Origin of the sequence: Methanosphaera sp. WGK6, assembly GCF_001729965.1 — an archaeon.
GTDB lineage: Archaea > Methanobacteriota > Methanobacteria > Methanobacteriales > Methanobacteriaceae > Methanosphaera.
Genome location: NZ_JRWK01000004.1, coordinates 23,899 through 37,311, shown reverse-complemented (window position 1 = coordinate 37,311; position 13,413 = coordinate 23,899). Strand labels below are relative to the sequence as shown.

Below are 13,413 nucleotides of genomic sequence, written 5' to 3'. Positions count from 1 at the left end.
ATTTATAAACTATTGATTATGATTACTAGGACCCTTATCCATGACCCAACTGGTATTGAAATACTCTTTATCAATTCTGTGGATTGATTTATGTAATTCTCAATAATCTCTACCCCTGAGAGGTATTTGCGTTTGTGATCAATGCCAAAATTTAGGTTTTTGGTGTTGGTGAAGATGAGTTTTACTTCTCTTCTTAGTAGTGTGTCGTCTATGAAATCTGGAAGTTCACTAGCTAGAACGCAGCATTTCACATACGTTACTTCTTCGTTCATGGTTACTTTTAGTCCTATCATCTAGTACTGTTGTAGTGTTTAGTTACAAAGTCTTATTTTATTTTTACCTCAGAATTCCAACTAAATAATATTGAAACCATCATTGGTAAAAACAAAAACTTGTAGGAGTAAAAACACTATGAAAGAATAATATAAAAAAAAATATAGAGGGAGGTTATGTTAACTTTAATTTAGTCTAAAAATTATAATATCTTATTAAATTCCATTAACATCAATTTCAAGTAAAAGATTATCACTGAGTTCTATTACATTTTGGAATTTATATTCACTATGTATTGTTAGAACTAGTGCATCTGCTTCTTCATCATATGAAATCATTTGTTTTGTCATATATTTGTAACATGTCGATATAATCTAAATTTTTAAGATTTAAATCAATTCTATTTCTCAATTCACTTTTCTCATCATGTGATACATATAAGCTACACTCATATACATTATCAAGATCTATGTCTAATTTAATATGATGTACATGTTCATAGACAAATAATTGTTCATCAATGTATAACCAAAATTCATTGTACTTGATTGGTTCTTTAATGAAATTGTAAGTATATTCTCTAACAATACCACATTCTTCTAGGGTAACATTACCTAATCTTTTAAAAAGATTAACTATTATTTTGAAATTCATAGAAAAAATAATCAACTCCACATTAAACAAGGTACAACACATAAAAACAAAACACAGGGAAAAACAAATAAACTGTTCAACAAAAACAACATAAACACTAAACAAAACAATAACAAAATAAACAAAAAAGAAATTAATAAATAAATAAATCCCTCCACTGAGGAAACTTACTAACAAACCATTTAGGATAATCTTTAGGAAGAATTAACTCTCCTCTTTTAGAAGCTACTCTTTGTTTCATAAGATATCCTTGATAATAGTCCGTATATAAGAAATCATTAATCATATCAGATAATTCTTCATTATCTTCCTTAAAACAAACATCATCATAATCCAATAATAAATCATATAAATTTAATTCATCAGGATATTGTTTTAGATATTCTATTATTTCAGGAATATATTCTTTATGATTAGTTAATTCTTTTTGCATTTCCCATATTGAATGAAGAAACATGATATGATTCCTCCTTATATTTTAATTATATTTTAATATGTATTGATTATATTTATATATTATTGTCTTTTAGAAATATTTTGTGTTATAGTTACTTCTCGATCATTATTAGGATATAATTTATCAATTTTATATTCTAAATTGAGCATAATTAATAACTCTGCTTCTTGAGGATATTTACTTGTTTTTAACATTGGTACAACCATTGTTCCTTTAGGAACATACATTTCAAAAAGAGATCCATCAAAACCAGCACTTCCCTCTTCTATTGCCGCAGCACTTGTAGTGTTATTCCATTCTTTAATATCCCCTATTTTTTCACCATCTGTACCATAGGACTGTTTTCTAAAAAAAATAGTATCTTCTTTTAAAGGAACAGCTATTTCTTGGAAAATTTCATCCATCTCCTTAAATTTTTTTTCAATTTTTTTAAAAGATTCTCCCTATAATAGAAGGTCAGGGTCATTTACAATATTTATTATACTTTCTGAAGTTCGTCCTTCTCGTTGCCATCTATTGAATGCAGAAAAATACCTATTTCTTGTATAATTAGTTATTGCTTCTAACTGCTTTTTAGTATATCTATTGTTTTTTCGTGATTCTACTTCATATCTTTGAGATAATACATCTATACTATGTGGAATTAATTTTTTACTTCCATTAATAATAGGATTCATATGTTTATAGCAATTGTATTCTGATTTATCATTTTAGATGAAAATCTTCTTCATAATATCCTTCACGTAAATATCTATTTTTCTCGAGTAATATTCTTATTTGTTGTCGTCGGCCTAATTCTTCTTCTGTTTCAACATTGTTCTTTATTCATTCTTTATCTTCTTCACTAATTGGTGTTGGGGGTGTATTTGTAAATTCAAGATCACATAAACAATTGATAGTATTCTCTAAACTTCCCTTCCAGTCCCCAGGATAATCCATTTCATCAACTTGTCCTGTTTTACAGTTCTGGATAATAAATTTTTCTTCCAATTCCATAGTTTGTCCATCATTACATGCATGTCTTGTCCGTGGGTTGGGGGTGTATTTCCATACTTTGTATTTGGCTGGTGTGTCTTTGAGTCTTTCTCCCCTCCACTTCACACGATTGTCTTTGTTCTTTTCTAATCGTTTGTTGGTGTTGTGGATGTATTTTTTTCTTTTATCGAGGATGTCTTGTATTTTCTTTTCATGATCCATGTTATCATGTATTATGCTTTCTGGTTTAATTCTTTGTATTCCATTTCGTGTTTGTCGTATTTGGTTGTCAAGTACTTGTCCATGTATATCTGTTAGTTCTTGTGTAGTAGTTCTTCGTATTCTATTTATTTCTGCTGTGTTATGTATATTGTTTCTTATATTTTTATTGTTTAGTAACTTGTTAGCATCATAATGTAATCTTTGATAGTTTATTTTATAGATTTGTTGTCTTCTTTGTATTTGTGTGTGCTTGTTTTGCATTATTGTTTGCATGAGTTTTAAGTTAAGAAATGCTCCATGGTTCCATCTTGTGCTACCTCTGGGAAGTATCTTTCAACAAAACTATTGTAGATTTCACTACTTGCAAAGTGTGCTGGATTGTTTTATAATTCGGGAAATAACATTTTTTCTAATAGAAATTCATGATAGTATAAAATATTGTTAGTTTTATTTTTTTTGAGAGAAATATTTTCATAGTGTTCATTAAAATTCAAAACTTAACTTTTAATAAGCATAGATATTAGTTCAATTGTAAACTAAAGAAAAGTTTACATTAATGAATTTTATTTTTGGTGGACATTTGATTCTTTGATTAAACGTTATAAATGTAGTATTTTTTCATGATTTCAGATTTTATTTTGAATTTAAACTAGTTGAAATAAATGGGTTTCAATGAGTTAATTTAGAAGGGATATTATTCTTTAAATTCAAAAAAAGTAGTTTTGGTTGACCTTCTTATATATATGGCTTTATGTATGTCTATTATTTAATAAAATAAATTATATATTATTTAATTTTTATTAAATTTAAAAAAATATGGTATAAATTCTAACATAGCGGATTATTGTATGAAAATAATAAAATATTGAAATTTAACTTGGCTAAAATATTTATATTACTTGATACTATATTTTTATTCATACAATTTAAATTACTATTATGGAGGACATTTATTATGAAATGTTATGTATGTGCTAAGGAAGGTAAAGATACAGAAGCTATTGCTATTTGTATTGTTTGTGGTATGGGATTATGTGAAGATCATATAGTTCATGAAGAAATTGAACTTTGGACTGGTGGATATCCATTCCCATCTGAAAAAATTAATGAAACATTGCCTAGGATTTTATGTCAACGTTGTTATGAAGCTCTTAAGGCTAGTGATAATGTTGGAGAAATTGTTGAAGATTAAAATAAATAAGTTAAATTGTATTATCTTATCTTAGGATAAGAGAATAAGTGGGTTTATTTTTTTGTGAGGAGTGGTTTATTTTACTACTTTTCACTACCTATTTATTTAGGTTTTTTAAACATGTTTTTCTAATTTTAATATATTTTTTGTGAATTTAAGCTTTTAATTCATGTTATTTTTAATAATACTAATTTATTTTAATATTTTGAGTTAAAATGAATGTTATTTTCATTTTTTTTGTATTGTTATTTTGAATATTTTTTTATTTTTCTTGTATGTTAATAAGTATTGTTTTAAATATATTTTTATTTTTAAAAAATTATTAATTATGGTTATTATATGATTTTTTTGTGTGTATGGATAAATAGTGTCTTTTTAAGTGAATTCTATTAAATATTATTTTTAGGTATACCAAAACCTTTATATACTCCAAAGAGTATATATTAAATTGACTAAGATATTTAGGTAATCCTAAATTATATATTTTAGTCAGAGTTTAAAATACTTAAAACAATGAATAAATTACTTCCTACATAATAGTATTTAAAAAATCATCTTTAAATTAAACTAACATTAAAAAAAGTATTAAACTCACCACTCCTTATTATATACATGAAATATAGAAAAAAATAAAGAAAATAAAAAAAACTCCCAAAAAAAACTAAACATACATTTATTTTCTTTAATTCTATTACTTCAAAAGACTATTTTTTATTATAATTAAATTAGATTCAATAATTACTCATTCTATACAAAAATCATTAAAATCATATAATATTTCTTTTAAATTATCATCAAGTAATGATACACACATGTCAACTATTTCTTCAGGTACATTATAATATGCTGAAGCAATACTTCCCCCAATAGCTGCTTGTGTATCTGCATCACCACCAAGACTTACAGCATTACGTATAGTATCCTCATAATTATCTGATTCTAGAAAACAAATGATAGATTCAGGTACTGATTTTTGACAAGTTTCATCAAATCTATATTTTGGTCTAATAACATCTAATTTTCGACTAAGATTATAATCATACGTTTTTTCTACATAATCTTTTATTTCTTCCTTAGAACTTCCAGTTCTTGCAAGATATATTGCACTTGCTGTTGCTTGTGCTCCAATAATGCCTTCTGGTGCATCATGAGATATTATTGCTGATTTTCGTGCTAATTCTTCTACTTCATCAAGAGAATTAGCCACCCATGATACTGGACTTACTCTCATTGCTGAACCATTACCATAACTATTATATGGTTGAGGATTATCTGATAATATCCAATTCATAAATCGTCCACCATAACCTCGACCAGGATAATTTCTAGAGAATGTTTGTACTAGTTTTGTTAATGTAGAAAGTGTTCTTTGTTCATCATCCATTAACCATTTGGCAACAGCCAATGTTAATATTGAATCATCAGTAAATGTTGATTTATGATCTATTAATTTAAATTTCTTTGTTTTAATTGGATTGAATTCATGACTAGATCCAATTATATCACCACATATAGCTCCTATAATTCCTTTCATTTTAAATCTTTGCCTCCTTAAATTATATTTAATTATTATCTATTTGTTTTTATATTTATATGTAATACAGATTTTAATTTCATAGTTTAATAATTACTTTCCTTAAATTTGATATAATAGAAAATAATAATATTAAATTAGAGATAAATAATTTATCAAAAATGTATAAAAGAGGTGACATATATGAGAAGAGATGCTCTTATTCTAATTGGTGTTATTCTTACAATAATAATTGTAATAAGTGGTCTTTATTTCTACTTCAATTATACAAATATAACCAGTAATCGTGTTGAAAACTCTAATACCAGTTTAACTCCGGATATTGAAATTCAGCGTATTGATATCACCACAGGTTCTAGTCTAAGTAGTAAGAGTAGTGCTAATATTTTTGTAGGTACTAATCATGCAGGAGAAACTGTTAGTGTTAGTACACATTACTATAGAAATGGTAACAGTTTAAATGATGGAGAAACAATTAACACAACTGTTTCACAAGAAGGTTATATTTCAATTACTGCAAGTAGTGCTTCTAAGTATTACCCAGATAAATGTATTGTATCTGTAGCTAATAATGGTAGTAATGATACTAAAACTGTGAAACTATCTATTCACTCAGGTACTCAATCAGCATCATTTTAGATGTTATTCTCATTTTTTTATTTTTTTAATTAAATCCACATAACAAATTTTTTTTAAAATAATAATAGTATTTAAAATAATTTTTGAATAAAATAAAACGTTTAAAAATAAAATAAGTACCAAATTTCTTAAATTAAATTTTTGATTATTGTAAAAATTAGTTTAAATAGTTTAAATAGAAAATAAAAAGTTTTACTCTATTTTATAATATCTATTTATTTTTAGGTATACCAAAACCTTTATATACTCTGAGAAGTATATATTAAATTGACTAAGATATTTAGGTAATCCTAAAAATATACTTAGTTAAGAGTTAGAAAAAATAATATTAAAAGTATTGATAAAATAAACTATATCCTATACCTATTAGTTTAAAAAAAATCACCTATTATAGATCAAACTTTTAATAATATATTTACAACAATAACTCACTACTCCTTATTATAAAAAATCATATATAAAACTCGTAGAAAACAAGGGATAAAAAAATTAGCATCCTAAAGTTGAAAAAAGGAAATATATAATTTCTTTTTTTATATTATTTCTATATATTACTTATTTTAAAAAAAAATTACTTAAAAAAAAGAAGGGATTACTAAGAGAAAAGATATTATTCTCTGTGTTTTCTAGTAAATCCATATAAGAAACAAATTATTAATATTATACTAAAAAATACCACAAAATATGGATTAATAATATTTGTCAAAGTATTCTTATTTTTTTTCTCAGATACTTCATAAACAGCACCCACTGTTGAAGTAGCACCCACTGTTGCAGTGTTATAGTCATCTGAATTCAATATAATTGAATTACTCTGTTTATTTTCATTATTTTTACTACCTGTTTCACCAATGTTTGATGAATTGGTTTTAATAACTTCTGTATCGTTTATTATCTCAGTATTTTCCATAGTATTATTGATAATTGTGGATGAATTTGTATTTTCTTGTTGAGGCATTGTTTGATTTGTTTGTTGTTGCGTATCTTCTTGTATTTTAGTATTATTCTCTGGTACTTCTGTGTTATTCTCTAGTATTTCTGTATTGTTTTCAGGTATCTTCGTGTTATTTTCTGGTACTTCTGTGTTATTTTCTAGTATTTCTGTATTGTTTTCTGGTATTTTCGTGTTATTTTCTGGTACTTCTGTATTATTCTTTGGTACTTCTGTATTATTCTTTGGTACTTCTGTATTATTCTTTGGTACTTCTGTATTATTCTTTGGTACTTCTGTATTATTCTTTGGTACTTCTGTATTATTCTTTGGTACTTCTGTATTATTCTTTGGTACTTCTGTGTTATTCTCTGGTATTTTTGTATTGTTTTCTGGTACTTTAGTATTATTTTCTGGTAATTCTGTGTTGTTAGTGTGTGTTGGATTTATAGGTTGTATGTATTCATTATTGTAAATATTGTTATTATTGTTTGTATCTACTATTGATCCATTGTGATAATTAGCTATTTGATTGTTTGTAATTACTGTTTTATTTGTTATTCCTTTTATTATAATGTCTATATCATTGTTATTTGTAATTATTTGGTTTCCTATTGCTGAGGAGTATTCTTCGTGTTCAAATGTCATTCCAGGACCATTTGTTGTTATTATTTGATTATCTGTTATTGTTGTGTTTGTTCCAAAGTAGGCATAGATTCCTGTTGTTCTTGGTCTTAGAAAATCTGGTGAAGCTACTGTTTCATTAGATAATCCTGTTGAGATTATTGTGTTGTTGGATATTAGACTGTTTGATCCGATTATTCCTACACCCATTGTTAATCTTCCTGTGATGTTTATATGGTTTTCTGAGATTTGAGTGTAGTTTCCACCGAATTGTTCTATTGCATAGATTTGTGATGCTTTTCCAGTTATGGTATTTCCTTTTAGTAAGTTGTTTGTTGTTTCTGAGTTTGTTATATTGTATTTGTATCCATGATAATCACTTTCTATGATTATAATTCCATAGGCTGAGTCATCTCTTGTTGTGTTTTCCAAGTCTCCATTTTCACATACTACATTTATTGTATTATTTTCTACTGTTGAATTTGATGATTTACCATCTAATGATATCCCATTTGCATATCTTACTGAGATTATGTTTAGGTTATTGTGTGATATTGTATTGTTATGATAGAATATCATTATTCCATAGATAAATCTAGTTCCTTTTACATCTATATTATTATATGTTATGGTGTTGTTGTTACCAAATATGCTTAGGGCTTCTATTGTTCCATAATCTTTATCTAGAAGTTCACTTTCTGTTACGTTCATTGTAATATTTGTTACTGTATTAAAGTCACCTGTAATTAATATTACATTTGATTTACGTTTTCCTGCATATTCTGTCCAATCTATGTTTACTCCAGGATATGAAACATTGAAGTATGAATTTTGTATTGTGTTGTTATTTCCATTTATATTGATTACTCTATATCCTGATTCGGGATATGTGTATTTTTTATCATGTATTGTTATGTTTTCAAGTAGATTATTATTTGATTCTATGTTAATCATTGTTTCATATTCACTTGTATTGTCACTTGTGAATGTTATGTTTGAAATGTATGTTGATCCTTCATAGATTATTTCTATTTGTGAGTTTTTTATTGTTGCATTGTTTATTCCTGTTATTGTTATGTTGGGTACATCTATTGTATAGTAGCAGTTTTCTATTGTTCCATTAATAATTATTGTAGTATTTTCTTCAAAGTATTCTTCTTCATAGTTTTTTGCATTTTCTTGTGTTATGTATATTTTGTTTTCTTTGGATTCTATTGTATTTTGTTTTTTTGTTTTGTTGATGTTATTTATTGTTGTGTTATAGTTGGTGTTTTGTGTTTCAATTGTATTTTGGGTTATATTTTGGGTTATTTGTGTTGTATTGTTATTTTGTATGTTTGTTGCATTTATCGTTGTTATTGTAGTTAGTAGTATTATGATTAGTGCAGTTAGTAGTATTATTTTTGTTTTATTAGTTTTCATAGTTTATTTCACCTCCTCTTTGTTGTGTTAGTACTTATGGATTTTGTTACTAATATTATATGTTTTGTTTAAAATACTTAATAAATATTGAATTATTAAATTAAATTGGATTTTTTTTGATTATTTTTTTTATTTTTCATGTTTTTGAAAACTAGAAATTTTTAGGTATACCAAAACCTTTATATACTCCCAAGAGCATATATTAAATTGACTAAGATATTTAGGTAATCCTAAATTTATAATATCTAGTCAAAGAGTTAAAAACGGGATTGAAAGAATTTAGATATAAACTACATCCTCTAATATTATAGTTTATACCCTATTGAAAAATCACCTATTATTTAAACTAACAAAAATTCTTTTAATAACACAAAATAACTCACCACTCCTTATTTATAGAAAAACATAAAAAATTAACTTGTAGAAACACGAAAAAAAGAAAATAAAAAAGCATCCTAAAAATTGATAAATAAAATTATTTTCTTTTTCATATTCTTAAATTCAATAAAACTAATTCTTGAAAAAATAGATTAATTTAAAACTAGATAATTATCTTATAATAATTACAAAAACTAGGATATTGTTTTCCATATCATTATATACAGAAAAATTAATAATTATTTTCTAAACAATTTAAATAATAACCCTCATTATAGTATTAATAATGTAATTTATGCTAATAGTACTTTTTTAAAATAATTTTGTTAAATGAATAAACATAATAGAAAAAAATAAAATAAAATTAGAAAACAGTTATTCATACTATATTAAGTATAGTTGTTTTCTCAGCACGTTTATATAATGTATTTGAATAGATACAAGTAATTACACTCGTTTTAATATTCTTTGGTAATTCATAGTTAATTCGTGCAATACCATTTAATACATTCACATAACATACATTACCTGTATCATCCCTAATTGTTTTACCGTTTATTTTGAATACTACTTTTCCATCAGTTACATTTTCATTATTATCACTTATATATGCTTCTAATGTTATAGTTTCACCAATTTTAGCTGAAATAGAATTAATACTAATATTAGCATCTTTTTTTGTTACAATGAGTGATGTATTTACTTGCTTAGCTTTGTATTGACTTGTTCCATGATAAACTATAGTTAATCCATTATTATAGTTAATCCAATTACCTTGTAATATAACAATCTTACTTTCCACAATACCTTTAATTACATTTACATAAATTATATTACCATTTAGATCATGAAGAGTTTTACCATTTACTTTAAATGTAACCTGACCATCCACATAATTATTATCATTGTCTGTAATTACTGCTTGAATTAATACTGTATCCTGAACTATCCCCTTAATTGAAGAAATACCAATATTCACAATATCTTTTGTAGCTTTAAATGTAGTACTAATATTACTTGCATTATATTTATCATTTCCCTGATACATTACAGTGATATTTTGTAAATCAAATGTTGTTAAATTATATTGATACTTATATTCACCAATACTACTTGTAGTTAATTTTACAATATTATTGTTTATATTAAGTATAACCATATTATTAGCTAAACTATTACCATGACTATCTGTTAATATACCACTAATATTTACCATCTTATTTATTATAGGATTTATAGACTTTAAGACCATATTTGTCCCTGTTTTTTCTATTGTGAATATCACTATAGTTGAACTGGAATTATAATTATCACTACCCTCATAAAGTAGGGTTAATTTATATGTTCCAATAGCTGTAAGATTTAATTGTAAATCTGTGGAATTAGATGTATTATTAAATGTTGTAAGAACATTTTCATTATATATTACTTTAACAATTCCTTCAGTTATAGCATTACTGGTTTCATTTACAATAATTTTAATATTTACCCATACAGAATCTACATCAATTTTTTTAATAATACCTGTTATATTACTATTTCCCTTTGTTAAATTAAATGACAAGGAATTACTACAGGAATTATATGTATTATCACCAGTATAATATACAGTAATATTATTAATTCCAACAGTTGTCGTAGTGTATTTGTAATTATATTCACCAGCACTGCTCGTAGTTACTTTAGTACTATTATTACCATTAATATTAATTACAACTTCACTATTAGCTATATTATTACCATTAATATCTGATAATATACCCCTAATATTTACTATTCTACCTACAGTCATGTTTTTCACAGGATTTATTGTTAAAGTAGTGTTTTCTTCTTCTATTGTAAATGTTATTCCACTATTACTTGGATTATAGTTATTATTTCCATGATAATTTATTGTAAATATATGTGTTCCTCTTGAATTAAGATTTAACACTAAATCCATCATACCTTTAGTATTATTTACTGTTTTAATTATATTTCCAGAACTATTTTTAATATCAAATTCTCCAGTGTTAATTAATTTTCCATTATTAGCATCTGTAAATACTAAATGTAATGTAACTGTATTATTTGTTAAATTATTAATAGTTACTGTTGTTTTACTATCCCCTTTTTGAAGTGTTACTATTTTAGAAGTTATTGTCTTATTAAATATATTATTTCCATCATAACATATAGTTATATTATTTTTTAACTCCAAACTCTCATAATCATAGGAATAAACACCATTATCATTAGTAGTTAATGTTATATTCACATTATTTATCTTAAGTACTATTCCAGTATTAGTAATTAAATTACCATGAACATCTTTTAACAAGCCAGTAATTTTTAGAGTATCACCTACCTTTATAGCACCAGTATCATTAAGTATCAGCATACTTGTTGTAGATATGGATAATGGCACTTCCAAATCTATTGTTCCAAATACATCATTATATGTATGGTATATTCCTATAATATATTTTCCAGCACTAGTTAATGTATGATTAATAGAATATAATCCATTTTTATCTGTGTAAATATTATATTGACTATTATTAACAGTTATGAGTATATTTTCATTATTAACAGGAATACCTCTTTCATCAAAGACAAATCCATTAACAAGAAGAACATTATTAGAAATTCGTGTATTTACTGTTGTATTTATCTTTAATAATTTAACATCAGTAGTATCATAATCACTTGCCTTATCATATTTTAGTGAAGATAATACTGTGACTGTTACTCTTTGAGAACCTTCCTTTTCATTAGCTCGTACAGATACATTATATTGTCCATTTACATCAGTAACTGCATTATAATTTATACCTCCTGTTGTTATGAGGATATCATGATTAATTAATGGTTTATTTGTATATTGTTCTAATATTGATCCTGTTACTTGAAATGTACTATTTATAACAGGAATAGGCAGTTGATTAATATTTACTATAATTCCTTTTTTTTCAACTTCAATCCATGTTGAATTAACTACTGATTTATAGATATTACTACCAGCATATGTTACATTAGATTTAAGTTCATTTCTAGCAATTGTTAATGGATAAATATAACTATACATTCCATTTTCATCAGTAGTAACTTCATTTCGTGTTGTTCCAACATAAATTATTATAGTAGCAGAAGATAATGCTTCACCAAATTGATTAGTTAATCTACCTGTAACATTCATATCATCCCCAACAGCCATAACAGTCATCATTTCAGGATAAATACTTAGATATGTGGTTTGTTTATTCACATAAAATATACTAGACTTAGTAGTAGATTTATGAATACTATCACCAGCAAAAGTTATTGTGAAATTATTCATACCAAGTATCGTGGAATTAAATGTGAAATTAAATTTACCTTCAGAATTAGTGAATACTGTATCATTTAAAGTAGTACCATTATTAACATTTATTGTTACTTCAGTATTACTAAGATTATTTCCCCTAGAATCATTTAAAACTCCTGTTATTGATCTATTAACTGCATATTCAAATGAAGTTATACTATTTATTTTTATTGTTGTTGTTAACTGTTCATCCTCAGTCTTAAGCTGTGATTTACTATTATTTACCATTTCTTGGTTCATATTATTTTCTTGAATAGATTTAACATTATTATCTTCAATACTCATTAATTTATCACTATTTATCTGTGTTGATTGATAATTACTACTATTTTCTATTGTATTATTGTTAGATATATTTGTAGCACTGATTGATGTTAATCCGAGTATTAAAACTGTTAAAACTACTAAAAATAATATCATATCTTTAGTGTTCATATATTTCTATTAAACTCCTATCATATTTTTACTTAAATTATCTTCAACTAAGCTTTAATAAAATTATATATTTTTAAACATTTATAAAAATTTAGGAGATCATCTGAAATTCAAAAATTAACTTTTAATAAGGAGTAGATACTAATTCCATTATAAAATAAAGAAGATTTTACATGAATGACTATTTTTAGAGGACATGATTATATTTAAAAAAATTAGGATAAGTATAGTTATTTTGTTGTCTTTTTTTATTTGAATTGTAATCTTTTAAAAATCGATGAATTTATAGGTTAATTAGTTTATATTTTTATTATAAGAAAAAAATTGGTGA

At 25.0% G+C, this 13,413-nt stretch carries 12 protein-coding genes; 2 read left to right on the top strand and 10 right to left on the bottom strand.

What is annotated here, in order from left to right:
* Positions 1 to 2 precede the first annotated feature (2 nt).
* From NL43_RS08220 to NL43_RS02905, 7 genes are all read right to left on the bottom strand, one after another.
* The gene (locus NL43_RS08220) at positions 3 to 272 is read right to left on the bottom strand and encodes a hypothetical protein (RefSeq protein ID WP_143741311.1); all 270 of its coding nucleotides are present in this window, start codon (positions 270 to 272) and stop codon (positions 3 to 5) included.
* Between the two features lie 216 nt (positions 273 to 488).
* Positions 489 to 623: a DUF2283 domain-containing protein gene (locus NL43_RS08135; protein ID WP_084790362.1), complete on the bottom strand. Its 135-nt coding sequence runs from the start codon at positions 621 to 623 to the stop codon at positions 489 to 491.
* Positions 598 to 927: a hypothetical protein gene (locus NL43_RS02925; RefSeq protein ID WP_069592557.1), complete on the bottom strand. Its 330-nt coding sequence runs from the start codon at positions 925 to 927 to the stop codon at positions 598 to 600. The genes NL43_RS08135 and NL43_RS02925 overlap by 26 nt, the downstream gene beginning before the upstream one ends.
* Positions 928 to 1,060: 133 nt before the next feature.
* A complete protein-coding gene (locus NL43_RS02920; protein ID WP_069592556.1) occupies positions 1,061 to 1,384 on the bottom strand; it encodes a hypothetical protein in 324 nt (107 codons plus the stop codon).
* A 59-nt stretch (positions 1,385 to 1,443) separates the two neighbouring features.
* Positions 1,444 to 1,788, bottom strand: coding sequence for a hypothetical protein (locus NL43_RS02915; protein WP_069592555.1), 345 nt, complete (start codon positions 1,786 to 1,788; stop codon positions 1,444 to 1,446).
* Positions 1,789 to 1,827: 39 nt separating this feature from the next.
* Entirely contained in the window at positions 1,828 to 2,061 is a 234-nt protein-coding gene (locus tag NL43_RS02910; protein ID WP_069592554.1) for a hypothetical protein, read from the bottom strand.
* Positions 2,062 to 2,209: 148 nt separating this feature from the next.
* Positions 2,210 to 2,854: a hypothetical protein gene (locus NL43_RS02905; RefSeq protein ID WP_069592553.1), complete on the bottom strand. Its 645-nt coding sequence runs from the start codon at positions 2,852 to 2,854 to the stop codon at positions 2,210 to 2,212.
* A 682-nt stretch (positions 2,855 to 3,536) separates the two neighbouring features.
* Between NL43_RS02905 and NL43_RS02900 the strand changes: the two genes are divergently transcribed.
* Positions 3,537 to 3,773, top strand: a complete 237-nt coding sequence (locus tag NL43_RS02900; protein ID WP_069592552.1) for a DUF2180 family protein — start codon at positions 3,537 to 3,539, stop codon at positions 3,771 to 3,773.
* Between the two features lie 742 nt (positions 3,774 to 4,515).
* Here NL43_RS02900 and NL43_RS02895 read toward each other — a convergent pair.
* Complete coding sequence (locus tag NL43_RS02895) at positions 4,516 to 5,307, bottom strand: ADP-ribosylglycohydrolase family protein (protein WP_143741310.1); 792 nt, start codon at positions 5,305 to 5,307, stop codon at positions 4,516 to 4,518.
* Positions 5,308 to 5,490: 183 nt separating this feature from the next.
* On the opposite strand from NL43_RS02895, the gene NL43_RS02890 reads away from it, so the two are divergent.
* Positions 5,491 to 5,946: a hypothetical protein gene (locus NL43_RS02890; protein WP_069592551.1), complete on the top strand. Its 456-nt coding sequence runs from the start codon at positions 5,491 to 5,493 to the stop codon at positions 5,944 to 5,946.
* A 610-nt stretch (positions 5,947 to 6,556) separates the two neighbouring features.
* Here NL43_RS02890 and NL43_RS02885 read toward each other — a convergent pair.
* A complete protein-coding gene (locus NL43_RS02885; RefSeq protein WP_069592550.1) occupies positions 6,557 to 8,923 on the bottom strand; it encodes a hypothetical protein in 2,367 nt (788 codons plus the stop codon).
* A 757-nt stretch (positions 8,924 to 9,680) separates the two neighbouring features.
* Positions 9,681 to 13,082, bottom strand: a complete 3,402-nt coding sequence (locus NL43_RS02880; RefSeq protein WP_069592549.1) for an Ig-like domain-containing protein — start codon at positions 13,080 to 13,082, stop codon at positions 9,681 to 9,683.
* Positions 13,083 to 13,413 lie beyond the last annotated feature (331 nt).

Bases quoted from the DNA above. Each gene is read 5' to 3' on its own strand.
- NL43_RS08220 (WP_143741311.1), bottom strand. From the start codon at position 272: ATGAACGAAGAAGTAACGTATGTGAAATGCTGCGTTCTAGCTAGTGAA.
- NL43_RS08135 (WP_084790362.1), bottom strand. From the start codon at position 623: ATGACAAAACAAATGATTTCATATGATGAAGAAGCAGATGCACTAGTT.
- NL43_RS02925 (WP_069592557.1), bottom strand. From the start codon at position 927: ATGAATTTCAAAATAATAGTTAATCTTTTTAAAAGATTAGGTAATGTT.
- NL43_RS02920 (WP_069592556.1), bottom strand. From the start codon at position 1,384: ATGTTTCTTCATTCAATATGGGAAATGCAAAAAGAATTAACTAATCAT.
- NL43_RS02915 (WP_069592555.1), bottom strand. From the start codon at position 1,788: ATGGATGAAATTTTCCAAGAAATAGCTGTTCCTTTAAAAGAAGATACT.
- NL43_RS02910 (WP_069592554.1), bottom strand. From the start codon at position 2,061: ATGAATCCTATTATTAATGGAAGTAAAAAATTAATTCCACATAGTATA.
- NL43_RS02905 (WP_069592553.1), bottom strand. From the start codon at position 2,854: ATGCAAACAATAATGCAAAACAAGCACACACAAATACAAAGAAGACAA.
- NL43_RS02900 (WP_069592552.1), top strand. From the start codon at position 3,537: ATGAAATGTTATGTATGTGCTAAGGAAGGTAAAGATACAGAAGCTATT.
- NL43_RS02895 (WP_143741310.1), bottom strand. From the start codon at position 5,307: ATGAAAGGAATTATAGGAGCTATATGTGGTGATATAATTGGATCTAGT.
- NL43_RS02890 (WP_069592551.1), top strand. From the start codon at position 5,491: ATGAGAAGAGATGCTCTTATTCTAATTGGTGTTATTCTTACAATAATA.
- NL43_RS02885 (WP_069592550.1), bottom strand. From the start codon at position 8,923: ATGAAAACTAATAAAACAAAAATAATACTACTAACTGCACTAATCATA.
- NL43_RS02880 (WP_069592549.1), bottom strand. From the start codon at position 13,082: ATGAACACTAAAGATATGATATTATTTTTAGTAGTTTTAACAGTTTTA.